Source organism: Thalassospira lohafexi, from assembly GCF_002844275.1.
GTDB classification, from domain to species: domain Bacteria; phylum Pseudomonadota; class Alphaproteobacteria; order Rhodospirillales; family Thalassospiraceae; genus Thalassospira; species Thalassospira lohafexi.
Map to the genome: position 1 here is coordinate 486,979 of NZ_NXGX01000005.1, position 20,775 is coordinate 507,753.

A 20,775-nucleotide genomic window follows, 5' to 3' on the forward strand; every position below is an offset into this window, starting at 1 on the left:
TAAACCCAAACGAAAGACGTTGGAAAATAAACTTATCTTCGAAATCATTCAAAACAGGCAAAAAAGTGTCCGATCCGGTTCAGGCTATATTGCAAGCAGCAGACGGTTTTTTTGCGAAAGGCGACTTTCGCGAGGCTTCAAGAAAATATCTTGAGGTGTTGCGCATACAATCTGATCACCCAGTTGCCTTGCATCATCTCGGACTATGTTGCTATCGGACGGGTTCGCACGAACAGGCAAGAAACCTGATATTCGAATCCGTTTCTATTCAGCAAAACAATGCGGTAGCTCACGACCATCTCGGCGTTGTTTTGGTTGCCTTAAACGATTTTATACACGCGGAGGCCAGCTTCAAAAACGCTATTGCTATTCAACCAAGCTATGTTGATGCCTATCATAATTTGGGCGCGCTTTTGATAAAGCAGAAACACTATTCGCGCGCGCTTGCGATACTCGAAAATGCCCCAAGCACACCCAAAGGCGCGTTCAGTAGACATAAACTTCTCGGCCAAACGCACTTGCTTCTTGGGAACACGGATCAGGCGTTAACCCATCTAGAACAGGCACTGATGCAGAGATCATCAGATCCCGACGTATTGTCTGATATCGCAACCGCACTTGAAAAACAAAACCAGTACAATGAGGCCTTAAAGTTTCACAGCCTCGCCATTAGCCGCCGACCCGGCAAAAATCGCCACTGGCAACTATTTTCTGACTGTCTGAAAATATTGACCGCGTCGGCACCCTCCTCTGCGGGCGTCGAAATTAGGTTACAACATCTGATTCGCTCCGAAACTCTACCGATGCAGGATCTTGTGCAAACCGTGATTGTCGCAGCAGAGCACGATACGCAAGTCGCCGAAATACTCAGCCGTTGGGCCAAGACGGACGCAGTTAGCATTTCAGAGCCTTGGTTAGACATGACCACATTGGCCAAATGCACATCCCTGATGATGCTGATGTCTGCGACCCCAATCGACAACATTGCTTTTGAGAGAATTCTGACACGGTGCCGCAGGGAAATACTTACATCGGAAACGCCACGTGATGATGAAATACTACCCCTTGCGATCAGCCTTGCTCTGCAGTGCTTTAATAACGAGCATGCTTATGTCGTTTCCGAAGCAGAAAAGCAGGCCATAAGCCAACTTGAAAGCAAACTGGCGAAAATTGTCGCGGATGGCAAAAGTCCGGAACCTTTGGAATTGGCTATTCTAGGCGCCTACGCGCCACTATCTTATTATGCGTGGTCGCGCAAACTGGCCGCACAAGATTGGCCCAGTTCGCTCCTGCCGGTTATAGAAAGGCAGATAAAAGAGCCGCTGGAAGAAAACGAGATTAAATCTACTGTTGGGCACCTGACAAAAATCTCAGATGGCGTGTCTTCTTCTGTACGCGACATGTATGAGCAGAACCCATACCCAAGGTGGATAAACGCAGCAGTTCGCAGATACGATCTGTCAATCGCCGACGTCCTGACATCCCCCCCTATTTTACTTGAACTTGGCGATTATGTTGCGCCAAACGCACCAGAAATACTGGTTGCGGGCTGTGGGACCGGGCAACATTCCATCCAACCTGCAACACGCTACAAAGCATCGAAGGTAACCGCAGTTGACCTTAGTCTTACCAGCCTAGCTTATGCCAAACGGCAATCTGCAAAACTCAACATAGACAACATTTCCTTTTTCCAAGCCGACATTCTGCAGCTTGATGAAATAGAGAAGCAGTTTGATGTTGTTGAATGCGTCGGCGTTTTACACCATCTCGAAGACCCGCTTGCGGGATGGAAAACACTTGTACGACGCGTAAAGCCCGGCGGCCTCATGAAAATTGGTTTGTATAGCGAGGCAGCCCGACAGGACGTTCTGGCAGGGCGCAAAATTGTTGCCGAACAAAATTTCAAGCCAACAGCGGATGGCATTCGTGCATGCCGACAATATATTATCAACGCCGCCGCCAAAGGTGATCCGACCTTAGCTCAATTATGCCGCCGATCAGACTTTCATAGTTTAAGTGCTTGTCGCGACCTGATCTTTCATATTCAGGAACACCGCTTCACCTTGCCAGAAATCAAAGAATATTTGAAAACCCTTAATCTGGAATTTCTCGATTTCGAAATGAATTTCGCAGGTCAACTTGGCAATTTCCGGAAGGAACTAAGTGGATTTTCTGCTGGAAAACGTCTTGATAAATGGCACGCGTACGAAATTGATAACCCCGACACATTCAGAGCAATGTATCAGTTCTGGTGTCGAAAGCCTGCCCAGTAAACGCATCTGCACTATTCGACAATCAACTGCACCCGGTCACTGGAAAAGGCGGTAACGCCGAACTCGATTGGGACACCGGCCGAATCGACATCGATGCTTTCGGTCGAGATTACCGGACGGTTTTTGGCCTGCTTTAGCAGGCTTGCCACACGTGACGAGGGCAGTGCTGCTGAAATACGGGTGGTTTTGCGGGTATAATCGTCAATTCCGAACCGTTTGAGTGCTTCGGTCAGGGATTTCGTTTGTATGAAAATCTCGACAATGCCGTCAAACCGGGCTGCAGGAAGATAGCTTGTCGCCACCGCCAGAGGCACCCCGTCGGCTTCGGACACTGAAAACAGCTCAATCACCCGTGTACCCAGCTTTACGTCCAGACATTGCGCAACCAATGCATTTGCCTTGAGCACCTCGGACGATACCAAGCGTTTGTCCGGCAAGCGGTGACGCCCGGATACAATCTGGGAAAACCGGGTTTTAGCGCCCAGCGGGTAATCAAGAATCTGTTCCTGAACAAAGGCCCCACGTCCCTGTTCGACCCGCACCACGTTGGTATCGACAAGTGCTGCCATCGCGCGACGCACCGTGTGCCGATTCACCCCAAAACGACGCACCAGCTCCATTTCCGTCGGCATCTTATCGCCCGGGGCAAAGACCCCTTCGGCAATATCGCTCAGAAGCTGTTTTTCGATTTGCTTCCAGATAGATAGCCCCGGCTCCCAATCCATAACTTTCCCCGTTCACAAAACTTTCACCGCAAGACCTTTGCCAAGGTCGATGGATCGGCTTATAACGTAAATATGTATAGACGTCTAGACAAATTTTGAATTTGTCGATGCGCAGGAAAGAAGGATCAGAAAGATGACGGCCCATACCGCCAACGCCACCGCAACAGACCAAAGTCAGAATACAGAAGAAGCCATACAGGCGCGTCAACGCTGGATGGCTGTTCTTGCCCGTACCGAGCGCAGCGTTCTTGAAACCGAATGGTCCAATAAATACGGCGACATTATCTGGAACAATTTGCGTGAACCCCAAATCGGCATGGTGATGGTCCGCGGACGCGCTGGGGGGGCAGGCCAGCGGTTTAATCTTGGGGAAATGACCGTCACCCGCTGTGCGGTAACGCTTTCGGACGGCACGGTCGGTCATTCCTATATCAAGGGGCGCGACCGGGTTCAGGCGCAATATGCGGCCCTGTTTGACGCTGTCATGCTGCGTGATGGTGCCGCCAGTGATTTTATCGATACCCTTGCTCAACAACAGGCCGCAGCCAAACGCGCCCATGCCCATAAGGTTGCCGCAACCAAAGTCGATTTCTTTACCCTTGTCCGCGGAGAAGACGAATGACCCTGCAGCCCCAGACAAGTAACTTACTGCCCGGTTTCGAGCACGCAGCATTCGATTCAAACGCTGTTTTCCGTGTGCTGCTTGATGCCATGTCCCGTCCCGGCCGCATTTACGACCTGCCGATTAATATCACGGCACCAGATGGCCTAAACACATCCGCCACCGCAGCACTCCTTGCAATGGCGGATATGGACACCACGGTATGGTTGTCTCCCACTTGTGCGACCAACCTGGCCACCACGCATTTGAAATTTCATTGCGGCAGCCCTATCACACCCGACGTCTCGCAGGCCGATTTTGCCGTTGCGCGCAGCGATGAAGACCTGTCCTTTATCGCACAGCTTCCGGTTGGCACAGCCGAATACCCCGACCAGTCGGCAACATTGATCCTGATGGTCGATGACATTACCGACGGGCCAAACATGCGCCTGCGCGGTCCGGGGATCAAGGATACCCATAGCTTGGATATCAAAGGTCTTCCGGTGGCGTTTCATACGTGGCGGACCGAGAACCATCATCTTTTCCCATGCGGAGTGGATGTCATTTTCGCGTCCAGCACCAAAATCGCCGCCCTTTCACGCACCACCCGGATTGAGGTCAAGTAACCATGTATGTTGCTGTAAAAGGTGGCGAACGCGCCATCAACAATGCCCACCGGCTTCTGGCAGAACAGCGCCGTGGCAACAAAGACATCGCCGAAATCGAAACCGACCAGATCGAGCAGCAATTGTCGCTGTCGGTCACCCGGGTTATGGCCGAAGGATCGCTTTATGACCGCGATCTGGCCGCCCTTGCGATCAAGCAGGCGCGCGGTGATTTGATCGAAGCCATTTTCCTGATGCGCGCCTATCGCACGACCTTGCCACGCTTTGCCTTTTCCAAACCGATCAAAACGGCTGAAATGGACGTGTCGCGCCGTATTTCCGCAACGTTCAAAGACCTTCCGGGCGGGCAAATTCTTGGCCCGACGTTTGACTATACGCACCGACTTTTGGACTTCACCCTGATGGCCAATGACGAAGATCCCGCCGAAGCACCAAGCGGTGAAAACCCGGTTGATGAGCATATGCCGCGTGTTTTGGATGATATCCTGAACTACGAAGGACTTATTCAAGATGAACCAACACCGGTCGATGAAAATGCCCCGGTTGCCGATTTAACCCGCGAGCCGATCAAATTCCCGGCCGGGCGTGACTTACGTTTACAAAACCTGTCACGCGGGGATGAAGGCTTTGTTCTGGCCCTTGGGTATTCCACACAGCGCGGCTATGCCAACAGCCATGCTTTTGTCGGTGAAATCCGCTATGGCACGGTCTCGGTTGAAATAGAGCCCGAAGAACTTGGCTTTGCTATTGATATTGGCGATATCGAACTGACCGAATGTGAAACGGTTAATAAGTTCAAAGGATCGAAAACCAAACTGCCGCAATTCACTCGTGGATATGGCTTGGTGTTTGGTCAAAACGAACGCAAATCCATTTCAATGGCTTTGGTTGATCGGGCCATGCGCGCCAACGAAATGGGCGAACAGATCATGGGCCCAGCACAGGATAGCGAGTTCGTGATGGAACATAGCGACAATGTGCAATCCACCGGCTTTGTCGAACATATCAAACTACCCCATTACGTCGATTTCCAGGGTGAATTGGAACTGGTCCGCCGCATGCGGGCCGAAGTCGAAGCCCGCCTTTCCAAGCGAGATGCCGACGAAGCTAAATCCCAATCCAAAGCTGCGGAGTAATCGCCATGGAACAGACTGTTAATAATCCGGCAGATAACACCTCGGCCTATAATTTTGCCTACTTGGATGAACAAACCAAGCGCATGATCCGCCGTACCTTGCTTAAGGCCGTTGCGATTCCGGGGTATCAGGTGCCCTTTGCCGGACGTGAAATGCCAATGCCCTATGGCTGGGGCACCGGCGGGGTTCAGGTAACGGCCGCTGTCATTGGCCCCAAAGATACCCTGAAGGTCATTGATCAGGGAGCGGATGACACCACCAATGCGGTCTCCATTCGACAGTTCTTTGCCAAGACCGCCAATGTGGCGACCACTGAAAAAACCGCCGAGGCATCGATCATTCAAACTCGGCACCGCATTCCCGAAAAGGAACTGCGCGAAGATCAGGTGCTTGTCTATCAGGTGCCCATTCCTGAGCCGCTTCGTTTCCTTGAACCGCGTGAAACCGAAACCCGGAAAATGCACGCGCTTGAAGAATACGGCCTGATGCATGTGAAGCTGTATGAAGACATCGCACGTCATGGCCATATTGCAACCACCTATGCCTATCCGGTGATGGTCGATGATCGCTATGTGATGGATCCATCACCGACGCCAAAGTTCGACAATCCAAAAATGCATAATATGGCGGCGTTACAGCTTTTCGGAGCCGGTCGTGAGAAACGTATCTATGCCCTGCCACCCTACACCAAGGTCAAGAGCCTTGATTTTGAAGATCACCCGTTTGAAGTGCAATCATGGGACGACGAATGCGGCATGTGCGGTGCGCGTGACAGTTACCTTGATGAAGTCATCCTCGATGACAAGGGCAACCGGATGTTTGTTTGCTCTGACACCGATTATTGCAGCGAACGACAGGACGCCGGCCATCGTGGCCAGCAACATCATGACCAGCCGCTTGGCGGCCCCAAAAGCAGCCCAAGCAGCGAAAAGGCAGCAGAGTAATGACCAAGATGAATGATCCGCTTCTGCGCGTTGATAACCTGACCATGATGTATGGCGACCGGATTGGCTGCAAGGGTGTCAGTTTTGAACTCCGCCCAGGCGAGGTTCTTGGCATCGTTGGTGAATCCGGCTCGGGAAAGTCCACTTTGCTGCGCAGCATTTCCGCACAACAAGAACCAACCAAAGGCCGCGTTGAGTATCAAACCCGGATTGACGGCACCCGCGACGTTTATGAAATGTCAGAAGCCCAACGCCGGTTGTTGATGCGTACCGACTGGGCGTTTGTCCATCAGAACCCACGTGATGGCCTGCGCATGAATGTCAGTGCCGGGGCGAACATTGGCGAACGCCTGATGGCGGTTGGGGATCGCCATTATGGCAATATTCGCAGTTCTGCCGACAACTGGCTGGGCAAGGTCGAAATTGCGTCCGAGCGCCTTGATGATTTGCCATCAACCTTTTCGGGCGGCATGCAGCAACGCTTGCAGATTGCCCGCAACCTCGTAACCAGCCCGCGCCTCGTCTTTATGGACGAACCCACGGGTGGTCTGGACGTTTCGGTTCAGGCGCGTTTGCTCGATCTGCTGCGCGGGCTGGTTCACGACCTTAACCTTGCGGTGATTATCGTCACCCACGATCTCGCAGTGGCCCGTTTGCTGTCTCACCGTTTGATGGTGATGCAACAGGGCAAGGTAATTGAAAGCGGCCTGACTGATCAGGTTCTTGATGATCCGCAGCATGCCTATACCCAGCTGCTTGTTTCTTCCATCCTTCAGAACTGAACCCGGGGCAAAAAAATGTCTGAAATGCTTCATGCTCAAAACGTTTCAAAAAGCTTTACCTTGCACACGCAGGGCAGCGTAACGATCCCGGTTTTTAATGACATAGAGTTTAGTTTATCGGCAGGGGACTGTATTGCGCTGACCGGCGAGTCCGGATCAGGGAAAAGTACATTCATGCGCATGCTTTACGCCAATTACACATGTTCAAACGGATCAATCAACGTCAGACACGATGGCGGATGGCTCGACATCACGACGGCCAGCCCGCATGCGATCCTTGACATGCGCAAACGCACGATGGGCTATGTCAGCCAGTTTTTACGTGTTATTCCGCGTGTGCCGACGCTGGAAATTGTTGCCGAACCACTGGTCGCACTAGGCACATCACGCGCCGATGCAACAGCCAAGGCGCGGGGTCTTTTGACCCGCCTGCGTATTCCTGAACGTCTTTGGCAGCTTTCGCCATTGACCTTTTCAGGCGGTGAACAGCAAAGAGTGAATATTGCACGTGGCTTTATTGCCGATTATCCGGTCATGTTGCTTGATGAACCGACCGCATCGCTTGATGTCGACAATCGTGCAACGGTTCTGGCATTGATCGAAGAAGCCAAATCCCGTGGGGCGGCAATTGCCGGTATTTTCCACGACCATGAAACCCGTGATGCAGTCTGCACCGGGTCATTTGATGTGACATCGTTTAAAGTTGGGGCCAATGACTGAACAGATTTTTACAAACGCCAAAATTGTGTTGGCGAACGATGTCATTGATGGCGCCGTGCAGATAAAGGACGGGATCATTACCGATGTGTCGGATCGGGCATCCAACTTGCCCGGCGCCGAAGATATGGGCGGGGACTACCTGATGCCCGGTCTTGTCGAACTGCACACAGACAATCTCGACAAACATCTGACCCCACGCCCGAAAACCCGCTGGCCAGCCACTGCTGCGGTTATTGCGCATGACAATCAGGTTGCAAGTGCCGGGATTACGACTGTTTTTGACGCCGTATCGATTGGCGATGTCAATGAAGGGTCAGAACGTATTGTCCGGCTGGTTGAATCGGTCGAGGCCCTTGCCCATGCGCAGGATAACGATCTTTTGCGTGCTGATCACAAATTGCATCTGCGCTGTGAGACCTCCTTCCCCGGCATGATTGAGGCTCTTGGCACCTTGGTTGAGATGCCACTGGTGAAAATGTTGTCGGTCATGGATCATACCCCGGGCCAGCGCCAATTCGTTAGTCTCGAGGCCTATTACACCTATTATCAGGGGAAATATGGCCTGAATGACGAGGAAATGCGCAAATTTGTCGCAACGCGCAGACGCGATTCCGAACTCTATTCCGCAAAGCATCGCCGCCATGTGGTCGAAACGGCGCATGCTAAGGGGCTTGCGCTGGCAAGCCACGATGACGCCACCAATGCCCATGTGGCCGAAGCCGTCGCGGACAAAATGACGGTGGCTGAATTCCCGACCACGCTTGCGGCCGCCAAGGCATCACATGAGGCCGGACTTGGCGTGATGATGGGTGGCCCCAACCTTGTGCGCGGCGGATCGCATAACGGCAATGTCGCCGCGGGTGATCTCGCCAAGAATGGTTATCTTGATATTATTTCCAGCGACTATGTCCCGCACAGCCTGCTGCATGGGGCGATGAAGCTGTTTGATGATTTCAACGAATATGATCTGCCACGTGCCATTCGCACCGTTTCGCTTAACCCGGCAACCCAGGTCGATCTGACTGACCGTGGTGAAATCGCCGTTGGCAAACGCGGTGACCTGATCCGTGTGCATCATTCCCCCCATCATCCGATCGTGCGCGGTGTCTGGCGCGAAGGTGTACGGGTATCATGACCGAACATGACGACCGGCATCATCCGTTGGATGATGCCCCCAAACGCGGGCTGTTGATTCTTGTTGTCGGTCCCAGCGGTGTTGGAAAAGACAGCCTTCTTGACGGTGCCCGTGACCGACTTTCCAAAGAAACGCATTGCTGCTTTCCACGACGCTGTATTACCCGCCCGGCCGGGACCATCGGTGAAAATCATATTCCGGTGCGCCCGGATGATTTCCCGTCAATGGCAAAACAGGGCGCCTTCCTTCTGAGTTGGCAGGCGCATGATATGTGTTATGGCGTGCCACGCCACGTGCAAGATGATGTAACCAATGGCAAAACAGTAATCGTCAATGTGTCGCGCAGCGTGATTGACGATGCACGCGCACTTGTCGGCGAAGACAATGTCCGTGTCATCAGCATCTGCGCCAATTCAGATGTTTTGCGTCAACGTCTTGAAGCACGGGGACGCGAAGACCGGTATGAAGTTGAAAAACGTCTTGCGCGCGCATCGGCCTACCAAGTTAATGGGCCAAACGTCATGCAGGTGCATAACGACGCAGATTTGCAAACCGGGATCAGCCGATTTATCGAGGCGATCCGCGCACCTCAGCTAAACTCGGAACCTGTCTGAAGCAATATTGAAGAAACTATTCCATGAGAAATGCTGCAGTAAACTCTGCAGCATTTTCTTATCCGGCCAAAGCGAAACGCTTTAACAAACGAAACGGCTTTCCGTTTCCGGGATCGCCAAAAAGACAGATATCATCAATCTGAAACGGCGCATCACAAAGCGGTGCGACAATTGGCCCGAGGGATTCTTCAAACCTTGCCAATTGCTCAGGGGCAAGTTTGTTGCTGAGCGTCAGGTGGAAGCGAAATTCTTCCATAACATAGGGATAGCCCCAAGCGACAAGATAGTCTTCCTGACGTTCTGTCAGCCCGGCAGCACGGCGTTTGTTCATGGCCGCCATATCTTCAGGCTTGCGAAAATCATCAAGACCACGCACCAGCATTCCAGCCAGATTTTCAAGTGGTGCAACCGGCTTGGTCGGTAGCAATGCTAAAAACTGACCAATGGATTTCAATGTCAGCGGACCACATGTAATCGGCGCAGCCTCTGTACAAAGACTTTCCACCGCGGCCTCAAGCTCAGCACGACTTTGCCCATCTTTTAAGGCGAATGGCGGTTTCAGCGTCCCGTGAAAGCCATATCGGGTTGGCGATGTGGTTGCCGCGATCACGTCATCCGCATCAATCCGTGAAACAGCCGGGCGGGGAAGCTCATCATCCGTGACCGGATCCCGACCAAGCCACGCATTACCAAACTGGCCAAGGTCGCTTTGGGCAGACGGAGCATAATAAAGTGCATAGCGTTGATAGTCGGTCATGGGGGCTCTTCGAACTGCGGTCTTGATACAGACAAGTATCTTGGGAAGGCAGTAAGGGTTACGCAACAAAGAAGTTACCAGCCGCCAACAAGAATTCATCGGCTGGCTTTGCGTGTCATGTTGGGCGCGATCAGACTGTATCGAATTTCAGGCAAAAATCACGGACAGGAAGTATCCGGAAATCATTCAGGTTCTCCGACAGCATGTCGTGGCTCCAGTCCCACCAGCAGATGCGCATTAAGGCATCGACAATGTCTGTGTCAAACCTTGGGCGCAGCGGCTTTGCCGGTATGCCTGTCACTATCGTATAGGGTGCCACATCCTTGGTCACCACCGCACCTGATCCGACAACAGACCCGATCCCGACGGTGACACCACCCTGAACGATGGCGCCATGACCGATCCAGACGTCATGTTCAAGTTTGACCCGCTTTTCACGACGCCAGTCAAAAAACGCCGGGTCATCATCGCCCAGCTCATAGGCACTGGATCGATACTGGAAATGATGCATGGACGCCCGATCCATAGGGTGTTGCCCCGGATTGATGCGCGTATGAGCCGCTATATTGACGAATTTTCCGATGTCCGAATAGATGATTTCACTGTCATTGACGACATAAGAATAATCACCCATCACCGTTTCGCGTATGCTGGTCCGCGGGCCAATCTCGGTCCAGGCGCCCAGTTCGCAATCAACAACAACGGCAGTTTCATCAAGGGTCGGCTGTTCGGATAATTTCTTCATCGCCGGTTTGGTTTGCGTAATCTTGTATCCCATTGATCAGGTCACAAGCTTACGAAGACGCTGCGATACGATATCAAGCAGGCTGACAGAAATAATGATGATGATCATGACGGCTGCTGTTTCGGCGTAATAAAACGCCCGAATATATTCCCACAGAACCATCCCGATCCCGCCGGCACCGACAATACCAAGCACCGTGGCAGACCGCACATTTGATTCAAAACGGTATAACGAATAGGAAATCCAAAGCGGAAGAACCTGCGGGATCACACCGAAAATAACTTCCTGCAAACCATTGGCACCGGTTGCCCGAATGCCTTCGACCGGTTCAGGATCAATTGCCTCAACCGCCTCGGAAAACAGTTTTGCCAACACACCGGTTGTATGTATCCACAGCGCCAACACACCCGCAAACGGCCCAAGGCCCACGGCAACAACGAATAACATGGCAAAAACCATCTCGTTGATCGCACGGAAGGAATCCATCAGGCGGCGCACCGGCTGATACACCCAGAACGGCACAATATTTTCAGAACACAGAATGCCAAACGGGATCGAACAGACAATCGCAAGCGCGGTTCCCCAGATCGCAATCTGGATCGTGATCCACATTTCACTGACATAGGTTCTCCACATCAGAAAATCTGGCGGGAAAAATCCATCTGCGAAATCGACCATGTTGCCACTGTTTTCGATCAGGGCCATCGGGCGCATATCCGCCCCTTCCCACGACCATGCCAAAAGACCAAAAATAAAGGCCCAAAGAAGCATACTTCCCATCGACCGTTTAAGGTCGCGCGGCGGCAGGTCCGGTGCGGCAAGTGATGTCGAAGAAATGCTGCTGTTCATCGTATTAATCCCGGATGGTAAATGCAAACAGGGAGCGCACTTTTGGTGCGCTCCCTGCCAAAAGGCCAATTATTCGTAAGAAACCAGAATGTCGAGTTCAGCGAGTTTCTTGTCGATGAAAGCAACACGTTCTGCTTTTTCGTCAGCAGACAGTTCTTCGGTGTTCTGGATTTTCAGCTTGTCTTTAAACAGAGCGAGCTGACGGATCGGGTAAAGCTGCGCGTTGGAGCTTTCCATGAATTTGCCCATGCCGTCCTGAATGCCACCAAGAACCTTGTTGGCTTCTTCAACATTGCCAAGGCGACCGTAGCCCAAGAAGAAGGCCTTGATTTCGGATTTCAGTTCACGCGACAGGTCTTTGCGATACACCATCGGGTCAGACGGGATCAGCGGCGAGGTCCAGATTACTTTGACCTTGTCGGTGATTTCAGGCTTGACCATGTTGGTCCGTGCAAGCTGCTCGGAGTTGTTGGCAGCAACATCAACCTGTTTGTTGGCAGTCGCCATCAGATTGGTTTCATGGTTCGCATTGCGAACGGTTTTAAAGCAATCTTTCGGGTCAACGCCGTTCTGTGCAAAGACATAATAAGACGGTACGAGGAAGCCCGAGGTCGAGTTCGGATCGCCAATACCAAAGTTCAGTGAACCATCGCATTTAAGCATGTCGGCAAGCGTGTTGAGCTTGTCGTTATCGGCTTGCGTGATGATGTGGGAATAATACCCGTTCGTGCCATCGCTTTTGGACGTTTGAACGAAGACTTCACCGCCTGCACGGTCAACGGCTTCCATTGCGGATTTGTTGCCAAACCAACCAACGTGAACCTTACCAAAACGCATGCCTTCGATGATACCGGCATAATCAGGTGCAAAGAATGCGTCGACTTTTTTGCCAAGTGCTTCTTCCATATCGTCGATCATCGGCTGCCACTGAGCTTTAAGGTTTGCACTCGACTCAGTCGAGATAAAACCAAACACAATGGTATCGGGATCATTTTCAAGCGGTTTGAAATCAACATCGGCCTGGGCGAAGCCCGAAGCGAGCATGCTTGCTGCAAGTGCAACAGACGCAATTGTTTTACGGATCATAAGAAGTCCCCTGTCATATTTAATTTAGACATGAATTCAAAAAGGTAAGGCAGTTCACATCAGTGACCCGGCTAGCTTGTCGCCACAGCCAGATCCTTTTTCGCAACCGGCTCGGCCACGGGCTTTGCCGTGTCATCAGAACCATCCGCAAAAAGCTCGGAAGAATATTCACCATAGAGTTCTTGGAGGAACGCCGGTGTCAGTTGGCTTGACGGTCCGTCAAACACAACTTCACCATCGCGCATGGCGATGGTGCGTTTGCAATAATCCTTGGCGTAATCGACCTGATGAAGAGATACGATCACAGTCACGTTGTCTTCGCGGTTTACGCGATCAAGCGTATTCATCACCTTGCGCGATGATGCCGGATCAAGCGACGCAATCGGCTCGTCAGCCAGAATAAGGCGTGCACCCTGTGTAATCGTGCGTGCGATTGCCGCACGCTGTTGCTGACCACCGGAAAGATGGCGGGCTTTTTTAGTGGCATGACCATCGATGCCAACACGGGCCAAGGCAGTCATGGCGCGCATGCGTTCGGATTTTGTAAACATGCACAACGACCCGCGCCATGCTGGCACACGTCCCAGCATCCCCATCAGAACGTTGGTCAGAACCGTCAAGCGGCTCACAAGGTTGAATTGCTGGAAGATCACACCGATGTCGGCGCGCACCTTGCGTGCACCACGGGAAATCTTGCCATTTTCCTGAATGGTCTCGCCAAAGACGGAAATCTTTCCACCGTCACGGTCCCCGCGCAGCAAACCGGCAATATGGCGAATAAGAGTGGATTTTCCCGAACCGGATGCGCCAATCAGCGCCACCATTTCACCTTCCCGAACCTGGAGCCTGACATTATTCAGCGCACGCTTGTCACGGGAAAAGCTTTTGTTCAGTCCGGATATATCTACAACCAGCATCAAAGATTCGCCTGCATATGTTTCGCTGGAAGCTGAACCTACGCATGAACGGCGACTCTATGGTGACACTGATGTTACAGTTCGATGATTACGGGGGGCCAATTCCCCCAACAACAATTAAACTTGTCTATACATCAAGTAATTTTGAAATTAAAAATCAGCCATTAAAAAATGGAAACTGTCATATTCATATCTCTGCGCGAATGTGAACATAGAATATTGCAGAGTACAAAAACAATGACAGGAACAAACCCCGTAAGCATAAATAAAATTTACATTCCTGCTGCAAACATGACTGACTTCTATAATCTATTGATTGCATCCATGACGTCTTCTTCAATTTCTATGCCGTCGACTTCGGCTTTCAGTCTAATGGACTTACCGCGCCGCCCCGGAAGTCGTACACCTTCTTCGGCGGCAATTTCATTGGCAATGCTGGCAAGGTGATCTGCAATATCGGGCCCACCGGTTGCTACTGGATCAATGGCAATGATCATTTGTCCCAATGCAGGTGGCTTGCCCTTATCATCAAACAGCGATGATGACTGATGACCAAACTGTGCGCCGGTAAGACCCGCTGCCAAAAGTTCAACCATCATGGCAAGTGCCGCACCCTTTACCCCGCCAGCAGGAACCATGGTGCCCTCAAGGGCCTTCGCCGCATCGGTTGTCGGATTGCCATCTGTATCGACCGCCCAGTCATCGGGTATGGAAACACCTTTTTGTTTGGCCGCCATGATCTTGCCGCGCGCGACCTTGGACAAGGCAAGGTCAATCACAATCGGGTCACCGGCATTTCCAACCGGCACACCAAAGGCAATCGGATTGGTTCCAAACATTGGGCGACGCCCACCCCATGCCGCCATCGCAGCCGGTGCATTGGCAAACATCATGGCCGCCAGTCCCTGCTCGGCCAGTCGTTCAACCGTCAGCCCCATAACACCCGCATGATGTGATTTATGGATAGATGCAATCGCGATACCCTGACGACGTGCCATTTCGGGCAGATGTTTAACCATCAAATCCAACGCCGGATAGGCAAAACCAAATTGCGCATCAATCTGCAAAACGCCCGGTGTCGGCTTTTGCATTGTCGGCGTGGCAAAGCCATCGACTTTGCCTGCACGTGCCTGAGCACAATAGGCAGGTACACGACGAAATCCATGCCCACCCTGCCCGGATGCCTCAGCCGTTACCAGCGCCGTTGCCACGGATGTCGCGTTGTCTTTACTGACCTTTGATCGGATCAATGTATCACTGACGAGCGCATGCGCATCGGATAAGGAGATTTTCATAATGAGGTGACCTTGGGCTTGGACATTTTGTCATGATTGGCAGGAGCTATACCATAGCCAAATCCACCCACAGTGCGCAAAGGCGTTTTCATTCCAGTATATGGATAATGATTAGGATCAGGCCTTCCGCTAAAATGTTGCCTTAAACATATGCAACAGTGTCCCTGAGAATAGGGAACAGTCGGGCCATACTTGTGCGGTATGGATCGCGACGGAGATAAAAACGGAAAATCAACATGCTTACTGTCAAATCGACGACGCTTTCTTCCATTGCTTTGGCAAGTGCCCTGTTGCTGGCAGCCTGCACCACCACCAGCAGATCGGAAAACCCAGGAATGGCAAGTAACTGGTCGGCAATAACAGGCAAGGATTGGCAACTTTCAATGGTCATGGACGGAAGCAAAACCCTGACCCCAATGTCACCCGTTCTGGCAACTGCAAATTTCACCAAAGACAGCAAAGTTGTCGGATCAACCGGCTGCAACCGTTACTTTGGTACATATGAAGAAAACGATGGCAAACTGAAATTATCGCCACTTGGCGCCACGCAAATGATGTGCGTTGAAGATGCCATGGAGATTGAAAACGCATTTAACAATGCGATGGAAAAGGTCACCGATTGGCAGCTTGCCAAAGATGCGCTGGTGCTAAGCGACACCAACGGAAAACCAATCATGGAATTTGTCCCGATTACCCCGTGAAGACGACATTAGAGACAAGTGCACTTCAACAGCGCCAAATAGAAAAAGGGGTGCAAATTTGCACCCCTTTTTCACCATATATTTCTGCCTGTTTTCAGCAGGGCTCGATATCACTTGGTGCTATCGGTCGCCTCGGAATTTGCACCAACTGCCTTGGGCTCTGTACGCAATCCTTGAATGATTGAGTAACACGCCAGTAGCAGCACAATTGCAAACGGGAAGCCGGTTGAAACCGCCATCGCCTGTAATGACCCGAGACCACCACCCAGAAGCAGTGCAATGGCCACCAGTCCTTCGAACGTGCACCAGAACACGCGCTGCGGCACTGGTGCATCCACCTTGCCACCGGCCGTGATTGTATCGATCACAAGCGAACCGGAATCCGACGAGGTGACAAAGAATACAATCACCAGAACGATACCAAGGAAGGATGTAATTGCCTGCAATGGCATCTGTTCAAGCATCGTAAACAGCTTGATCGGAAGGCCAGCTTCGGCAATTGCGGTAACACCATCAGTAACCATGTGAACGGCAGTCCCGCCAAATGCGGTCATCCACAGAATGCAGACCAGTGACGGGATGATCAGGACGCAAGTGATGAACTCACGCACGGTCCGACCACGCGAAACACGCGCAATGAACATGCCGACAAACGGTGACCATGAAATCCACCACGCCCAATAGAACGATGTCCAACCTTGGCTGAAGTTGGTATCGGCACGGCCAACCGGATTGGAAAGTGCGGGCAGATATTCAACATAGGCCACCAGACTGGTGAAGAATCCCTTGATGATATCCATCGTCGGCCCGACCAGCACAACAAACAGCAACAGCAATGCGGCCAGCACCATATTGATTTCCGAAAGGCGTTTAACCCCCGCATCAAGCCCGGCCAGAACCGAAATCAGGGCAACGCCTGTGATCGCAATGATCAGGAAGATCTTTGATCCATCGCTAACCGGAATATCAAACAGGAAGTTAAGACCGGCATTGGCCTGCTCTGCCCCGAAACCAAGGGAGGTCGCCAAGCCAAACAGCGTGGCAAAAACCGCCAAAATATCGATGCAATGACCAGTCCAGCCCCAAACGCGTTCGCCAAAGATCGGATAGAAAACCGACCGCATGGTAAGCGGCAATCCCTTGTTAAAGGAAAACAGCGCAAGTGCCAGTGCCACAGTCGCATAAATTGCCCACGGATGAAGGCCCCAATGGAAAATCGTTGCTGCCATGCCAAGATCAAATGCGCCATCTGCGTCACCGGCCGCACCACCAAGCGGAGCCCAATCTGTCCGCATGCCATCATCGCCAAACGCAGTTCCGCCGAACGAGGACGTGAAATGCGAAATCGGTTCAGACACCCCATAGAACATCAGACCGATGCCCATGCCCGCGGCAAACAGCATCGCGAACCAGCCCGAATAAGAGTAATCAGGGGTCGCATCTGCCCCACCAAGACGCACGCGGCCAAGCGGTGAAACAATTAAGAACAGGCACAAAACGACAAAGACATTGGCAACCGACAGGAAGAACCAGTCAAAAGTCGATGTCAGCCAACCGCGGAGGTCGTTAAACATCGGCCCGACACTTTCCTGAAAGGCCAGTGTGAGAAAGACGAAGGCAACAATCGCCAAACCCGAAATCAAAAAGACCGGGTTATGTACATCAAGACCAAAGGGCCCGATTTCTTTTTGGATATTGTCCTGCCCGATTTCATAATCTGTCTGAATCGGGTTTGCCGCACCATCCGGGCTTTCAATGCCCGTGTCAGCTTCTGACCCCATTTTAAACTCCCTAAGTTTATTTGATTTACAGCTACCCCTAGCCGAAAATTCGATAAGGCAGTTGCTTAACGCACGAGCATCACAGAAAGATCCGAGTGAGAAGCAACATATCCTCCGTGCGAGGTAAAAACATGATCAGCTATACCGGGAACATGCGTTGCCATCACAATCAGATCGGCTTTGAGTTCATCGGCCTTTGCAACAAGTGCCTTACTCAGGTCAACAGCCGGATCGTGCGAGATATGTGCAATTGCTGTTGCAGTAACGCCAAATTTCGTACGGCAATCCTTGGCAAACTCAGATAATTTCTGTTCAAATTCCTTGGGCGTATGCGCCACATCCGAAGGTGTATTTACCCCCACCCCGAGGAAACAGATTTCCGCCTTGTAATGCAGAGCTAGATCGACGGCCGTTTGAATTGCCTTTTCCAATTTGTCGACGTGGGCCAAATCGACAGGCACGAGCATCTTTTGATACATCTATTCCTCCGTTATGTGCACCACCCTTACAATCAGATCCGTTACGATTAGCAGGACAGTTTCGAAAGCGTAACACCGACAGGCATCTAAATCAAAATCACCATTTACAAAGTCTGTCTTTCGCATTCGCAAAATAGTCGAGGAAATTTAGGAACCTGTCGTTTGACAGTAGTTGTTCATGAAACCTGTCTGGATAGGATTGGATCTCTGCAATCCATTTCGAATCGCAATTTCGAATATTTTTTGATCAACCCAACTGACTTTTGTCGGTTGGTTCTGGTCTTTTTCCTGTTGGAACATGAAAATTTCAATTTTTTTTAATCCGATAATTCACGCATATACCAATTGGCATTCGCACGGCATCAACCCCTTATTCTGCAAGGTGTTTCAAAGAAAAACATATCGGTTTTCTATGCTATTTTTTCGCGAAGATTATTGGTCGAACATCTATTTTCAGGTGCGAAAATCCTCTGACACATCCTGCCACGGCTTGATGCATACAAGGCACCCATGTCACCATGCGGCAGATTTGTGCACTGTCTGTCCCACACAACACGTGCTGCCACGCCGAGACATTAATTGGTTTCGGTGAGGTTGACCTGTTGGGTGTTTTTCCTTTTAGGAGTTGCATCCTTGGTAGTGCACACACCCGTAGGGGATCAATTTTGTGGCCAAAGGGGGGCTCATCAACTGCACAAAAGCAGAGGCATGACAAACAAGCAGAAATGAAAACTGCACCATGCCCGATGTGCCGAAACGGTACCAAGACCGGCTTTGAAGAACCAAGACCAATCGCTACGCCGGTACTGCCACAGCAATACATAATTCAACAAGTTTATGACATATCAGAGAAGGAACTGGGATGACTGATCCTATCAAGTATTTTGCGTCACGTGTCAGTGCACACGAAATGAACCGTCGTGAATTCATTGGCCGTTCCATGGCCGCAGGCCTGACCCTTGCGGCAGCGACCAGCCTTTATGGCAAATCTGCCATGGCACAGGAACCCAAGCGCGGCGGTCACCTGAAGCTCGGCCTGCAGGGCGGTTCTTCAACCGACGTCATTGATCCGGCGAAATCTTCTTCGCAGTTCACTTTTGCCATGAACCGTAACTGGGGCGACACGCTTGTCGAATCGCACCCGACAAGCGGCTTGGCTGTACCGGCACTTGCTGAATCCTGGGAACCGAATGCCGACGCATCGGTGTGGACTTTTAAAATCCGCAAGGGCGTTGAATTCCACAATGGTTCCGAACTGACCATTGATGACGTTATCAAAACCCTGAACCGTCACACCGATGAAAAATCGGAATCCGGTGCTTTGGGTGTTCTCGGTTCGATCAAAGGTATCGAAAACAAAGGTGGCGACTTGGTCATCACCCTTTCTGAAGGCAACGCTGATCTTCCACTGCTGCTGAGCGATTATCACCTCGTGATCCAGCCGGACGGCGGGTATGATGATCCAAGCTCAGGCATCGGTACCGGTCCGTTCAAAGTCGACAACTTCGAAGCCGGTGTCCGCGCGACATTTGTTAAAAACGAAAACGACTGGCGCAGTGACCGCGGCTATGTTGATTCCGTCGAAATGATCGTGATGAACGATGCCACCGCCCGTATGGCAGCCCTGTCATCGGGTCAGGTTCACTTCATCAACCGCGTTGATCCAAAAACCGTCAGCCTGCTCAAGCGTGCACCGAATGTTGATATCCAGACCACATCCGGTCGGGGTCACTATGTCTTCATCATGCATTGCAACACCGCACCGTTCGATAATAACGATCTGCGTCTGGCGCTGAAACATGCGATGGACCGTGAAACCATGGTCGAAAAGATTCTTGGCGGTTATGGCAAAGTCGGTAACGATTTCCCGATCAACGAAACATATGCCCTGTTCCCGGAAGGCATCGAACAGCGTTCGTACGATCCGGATAAGGCCGCATTCCACTTCAAGAAATCCGGTCATGACGGATCGGTTCTCTTGCGCACATCCGACGTTGCATTCCCGGGCGCTGTTGATGCAGCCGTTCTCTATCAGGAAAGTGCGAAAAAAGCCGGTATCGACATCGAAATCAAACGTGAGCCGGGTGACGGTTACTGGTCAAACGTCTGGAACGTTCAACCGTTCAGCACCTCTTACTGGGGTGGTCGTCCGACCCAGGATCAGATGTATTCAACCGCATATCTGTCGTCCGCTGACTGGAATGATACCCGTTTCTTCAACACTGATTTCGATAAAGTGTTGCTCGAAGCGCGTGCCGAACTGGATCAGAACAAGCGTAAAGAAATGTACCACGACATGGCACTGATGGTCCGTGATACCGGCGGTTTAATCCTGCCGATGTTTAACGACTTTGTGAATGCGACGACGACGAATGTTTCTGGTTTTGTTCAGGACATTGGTAACGACATGTCAAACGGCTATGTCGCAACACGTCTGTGGCTCAATAGCTAAGATCGAGATCGGGATTTATCCCAATTACGATTATGCGGGATCACGGTTTTCACCGTGATCCCCATCTCGTTGTTGGCTCACGTGATTGAATGACGGTCTGATCGAAAATTCCAGATTGGTTACGAAGATGATTCTTCGTTGTCCCACCCGTCTTGAA

Annotated in this window: 21 protein-coding genes; 11 read left to right on the forward strand and 10 right to left on the reverse strand. The window is 51.5% G+C overall.

Annotation, left to right across the window (positions count from 1 at the left end; translation table 11 throughout):
* The first annotated feature begins 65 nt into the window (after positions 1-65).
* Positions 66-2,273, forward strand: a complete 2,208-nt coding sequence (locus COO92_RS14725; RefSeq protein WP_165792368.1) for a tetratricopeptide repeat protein — start codon at positions 66-68, stop codon at positions 2,271-2,273.
* 11 nt (positions 2,274-2,284) lie between these two features.
* Here COO92_RS14725 and phnF read toward each other — a convergent pair whose 3' ends face one another.
* Positions 2,285-2,998 (reverse strand): phosphonate metabolism transcriptional regulator PhnF, encoded by a 714-nt coding sequence (gene phnF, locus COO92_RS14730; protein ID WP_101303269.1) that lies wholly within the window; start codon positions 2,996-2,998, stop codon positions 2,285-2,287.
* A 133-nt stretch (positions 2,999-3,131) separates the two neighbouring features.
* Between phnF and phnG the strand changes: the two genes are divergently transcribed.
* Genes phnG through phnN form a run of 8 tightly spaced genes read left to right on the forward strand, consistent with a single transcriptional unit; the run spans position 3,132 to position 9,556 of the window.
* The gene (phnG, locus tag COO92_RS14735; protein WP_101303270.1) at positions 3,132-3,620 is read left to right on the forward strand and encodes a phosphonate C-P lyase system protein PhnG; all 489 of its coding nucleotides are present in this window, start codon (positions 3,132-3,134) and stop codon (positions 3,618-3,620) included.
* On the forward strand, positions 3,617-4,225 hold the full coding sequence (gene phnH, locus COO92_RS14740; RefSeq protein ID WP_101303272.1) for a phosphonate C-P lyase system protein PhnH: 609 nt from the start codon (positions 3,617-3,619) through the stop codon (positions 4,223-4,225). Before phnG ends, phnH begins: the two co-directional genes overlap by 4 nt.
* Positions 4,226-4,227: 2 nt before the next feature.
* Positions 4,228-5,361: a carbon-phosphorus lyase complex subunit gene (locus tag COO92_RS14745; protein ID WP_101303274.1), complete on the forward strand. Its 1,134-nt coding sequence runs from the start codon at positions 4,228-4,230 to the stop codon at positions 5,359-5,361.
* A gap of 5 nt (positions 5,362-5,366) precedes the next feature.
* Positions 5,367-6,305, forward strand: coding sequence for an alpha-D-ribose 1-methylphosphonate 5-phosphate C-P-lyase PhnJ (locus COO92_RS14750; protein WP_101303276.1), 939 nt, complete (start codon positions 5,367-5,369; stop codon positions 6,303-6,305).
* Entirely contained in the window at positions 6,305-7,087 is a 783-nt protein-coding gene (gene phnK, locus COO92_RS14755) for a phosphonate C-P lyase system protein PhnK (protein ID WP_420823345.1), read from the forward strand. The genes COO92_RS14750 and phnK overlap by 1 nt, the downstream gene beginning before the upstream one ends.
* A gap of 24 nt (positions 7,088-7,111) precedes the next feature.
* The gene (phnL, locus tag COO92_RS14760; protein WP_101303388.1) at positions 7,112-7,807 is read left to right on the forward strand and encodes a phosphonate C-P lyase system protein PhnL; all 696 of its coding nucleotides are present in this window, start codon (positions 7,112-7,114) and stop codon (positions 7,805-7,807) included.
* Positions 7,800-8,942 carry an alpha-D-ribose 1-methylphosphonate 5-triphosphate diphosphatase gene (locus tag COO92_RS14765; protein WP_101303278.1) on the forward strand — a complete coding sequence of 381 codons (1,143 nt, stop codon included), beginning with the start codon at positions 7,800-7,802 and terminating at the stop codon, positions 8,940-8,942. Before phnL ends, COO92_RS14765 begins: the two co-directional genes overlap by 8 nt.
* Positions 8,939-9,556, forward strand: coding sequence for a phosphonate metabolism protein/1,5-bisphosphokinase (PRPP-forming) PhnN (gene phnN, locus COO92_RS14770; protein ID WP_101303280.1), 618 nt, complete (start codon positions 8,939-8,941; stop codon positions 9,554-9,556). The genes COO92_RS14765 and phnN overlap by 4 nt, the downstream gene beginning before the upstream one ends.
* A 58-nt stretch (positions 9,557-9,614) precedes the next feature.
* Here phnN and COO92_RS14775 read toward each other — a convergent pair whose 3' ends face one another.
* The 7 genes from COO92_RS14775 to COO92_RS22090 all read right to left on the reverse strand — a co-directional run bounded on the left by COO92_RS14775 (position 9,615) and on the right by COO92_RS22090 (position 15,596).
* Positions 9,615-10,313 (reverse strand): DUF1045 domain-containing protein, encoded by a 699-nt coding sequence (locus COO92_RS14775; RefSeq protein ID WP_101303282.1) that lies wholly within the window; start codon positions 10,311-10,313, stop codon positions 9,615-9,617.
* Positions 10,314-10,443: 130 nt separating this feature from the next.
* On the reverse strand, positions 10,444-11,091 hold the full coding sequence (locus COO92_RS14780; protein WP_101303284.1) for an LbetaH domain-containing protein: 648 nt from the start codon (positions 11,089-11,091) through the stop codon (positions 10,444-10,446).
* A gap of 3 nt (positions 11,092-11,094) precedes the next feature.
* A complete protein-coding gene (gene phnE, locus COO92_RS14785; protein ID WP_101303286.1) occupies positions 11,095-11,907 on the reverse strand; it encodes a phosphonate ABC transporter, permease protein PhnE in 813 nt (270 codons plus the stop codon).
* A 69-nt stretch (positions 11,908-11,976) separates the two neighbouring features.
* Positions 11,977-12,993: a phosphonate ABC transporter substrate-binding protein gene (gene phnD / locus COO92_RS14790; protein WP_101303288.1), complete on the reverse strand. Its 1,017-nt coding sequence runs from the start codon at positions 12,991-12,993 to the stop codon at positions 11,977-11,979.
* Positions 12,994-13,064: 71 nt separating this feature from the next.
* Complete coding sequence (gene phnC / locus COO92_RS14795; RefSeq protein ID WP_101303290.1) at positions 13,065-13,910, reverse strand: phosphonate ABC transporter ATP-binding protein; 846 nt, start codon at positions 13,908-13,910, stop codon at positions 13,065-13,067.
* A gap of 302 nt (positions 13,911-14,212) precedes the next feature.
* Complete coding sequence (locus COO92_RS14800) at positions 14,213-15,205, reverse strand: Ldh family oxidoreductase (protein ID WP_101303292.1); 993 nt, start codon at positions 15,203-15,205, stop codon at positions 14,213-14,215.
* A 142-nt stretch (positions 15,206-15,347) separates the two neighbouring features.
* Positions 15,348-15,596 carry a hypothetical protein gene (locus COO92_RS22090; protein WP_165792369.1) on the reverse strand — a complete coding sequence of 83 codons (249 nt, stop codon included), beginning with the start codon at positions 15,594-15,596 and terminating at the stop codon, positions 15,348-15,350.
* Here COO92_RS22090 and COO92_RS14805 point away from each other — a divergent pair.
* On the forward strand, positions 15,595-15,906 hold the full coding sequence (locus tag COO92_RS14805; protein ID WP_165792370.1) for an META domain-containing protein: 312 nt from the start codon (positions 15,595-15,597) through the stop codon (positions 15,904-15,906). The genes COO92_RS22090 and COO92_RS14805 overlap by 2 nt on opposite strands.
* Positions 15,907-16,016: 110 nt before the next feature.
* Here the strand turns inward: COO92_RS14805 and COO92_RS14810 are convergent, their stop codons facing one another.
* Positions 16,017-17,687, reverse strand: coding sequence for a BCCT family transporter (locus COO92_RS14810; protein ID WP_101303295.1), 1,671 nt, complete (start codon positions 17,685-17,687; stop codon positions 16,017-16,019).
* Between the two features lie 65 nt (positions 17,688-17,752).
* Positions 17,753-18,166 carry a universal stress protein gene (locus COO92_RS14815; RefSeq protein ID WP_101303297.1) on the reverse strand — a complete coding sequence of 138 codons (414 nt, stop codon included), beginning with the start codon at positions 18,164-18,166 and terminating at the stop codon, positions 17,753-17,755.
* An 862-nt stretch (positions 18,167-19,028) separates the two neighbouring features.
* Here COO92_RS14815 and COO92_RS14820 point away from each other — a divergent pair.
* Positions 19,029-20,618 carry an ABC transporter substrate-binding protein gene (locus tag COO92_RS14820; protein WP_101303299.1) on the forward strand — a complete coding sequence of 530 codons (1,590 nt, stop codon included), beginning with the start codon at positions 19,029-19,031 and terminating at the stop codon, positions 20,616-20,618.
* The last annotated feature ends 157 nt before the right edge of the window (positions 20,619-20,775 follow it).

Bases quoted from the DNA above. Each gene is read 5' to 3' on its own strand.
- phnF (WP_101303269.1), bottom strand. From the start codon at position 2,998: ATGGATTGGGAGCCGGGGCTATCTATCTGGAAGCAAATCGAAAAACAG.
- phnG (WP_101303270.1), top strand. From the start codon at position 3,132: ATGACGGCCCATACCGCCAACGCCACCGCAACAGACCAAAGTCAGAAT.
- phnH (WP_101303272.1), top strand. From the start codon at position 3,617: ATGACCCTGCAGCCCCAGACAAGTAACTTACTGCCCGGTTTCGAGCAC.
- COO92_RS14745 (WP_101303274.1), top strand. From the start codon at position 4,228: ATGTATGTTGCTGTAAAAGGTGGCGAACGCGCCATCAACAATGCCCAC.
- COO92_RS14750 (WP_101303276.1), top strand. From the start codon at position 5,367: ATGGAACAGACTGTTAATAATCCGGCAGATAACACCTCGGCCTATAAT.
- phnK (WP_420823345.1), top strand. From the start codon at position 6,305: ATGACCAAGATGAATGATCCGCTTCTGCGCGTTGATAACCTGACCATG.
- phnL (WP_101303388.1), top strand. From the start codon at position 7,112: ATGCTTCATGCTCAAAACGTTTCAAAAAGCTTTACCTTGCACACGCAG.
- COO92_RS14765 (WP_101303278.1), top strand. From the start codon at position 7,800: ATGACTGAACAGATTTTTACAAACGCCAAAATTGTGTTGGCGAACGAT.
- phnN (WP_101303280.1), top strand. From the start codon at position 8,939: ATGACCGAACATGACGACCGGCATCATCCGTTGGATGATGCCCCCAAA.
- COO92_RS14775 (WP_101303282.1), bottom strand. From the start codon at position 10,313: ATGACCGACTATCAACGCTATGCACTTTATTATGCTCCGTCTGCCCAA.
- COO92_RS14780 (WP_101303284.1), bottom strand. From the start codon at position 11,091: ATGGGATACAAGATTACGCAAACCAAACCGGCGATGAAGAAATTATCC.
- phnE (WP_101303286.1), bottom strand. From the start codon at position 11,907: ATGAACAGCAGCATTTCTTCGACATCACTTGCCGCACCGGACCTGCCG.
- phnD (WP_101303288.1), bottom strand. From the start codon at position 12,993: ATGATCCGTAAAACAATTGCGTCTGTTGCACTTGCAGCAAGCATGCTC.
- phnC (WP_101303290.1), bottom strand. From the start codon at position 13,910: ATGCTGGTTGTAGATATATCCGGACTGAACAAAAGCTTTTCCCGTGAC.
- COO92_RS14800 (WP_101303292.1), bottom strand. From the start codon at position 15,205: ATGAAAATCTCCTTATCCGATGCGCATGCGCTCGTCAGTGATACATTG.
- COO92_RS14805 (WP_165792370.1), top strand. From the start codon at position 15,595: ATGGACGGAAGCAAAACCCTGACCCCAATGTCACCCGTTCTGGCAACT.
- COO92_RS22090 (WP_165792369.1), bottom strand. From the start codon at position 15,596: ATGACCATTGAAAGTTGCCAATCCTTGCCTGTTATTGCCGACCAGTTA.
- COO92_RS14810 (WP_101303295.1), bottom strand. From the start codon at position 17,687: ATGGGGTCAGAAGCTGACACGGGCATTGAAAGCCCGGATGGTGCGGCA.
- COO92_RS14815 (WP_101303297.1), bottom strand. From the start codon at position 18,166: ATGTATCAAAAGATGCTCGTGCCTGTCGATTTGGCCCACGTCGACAAA.
- COO92_RS14820 (WP_101303299.1), top strand. From the start codon at position 19,029: ATGACTGATCCTATCAAGTATTTTGCGTCACGTGTCAGTGCACACGAA.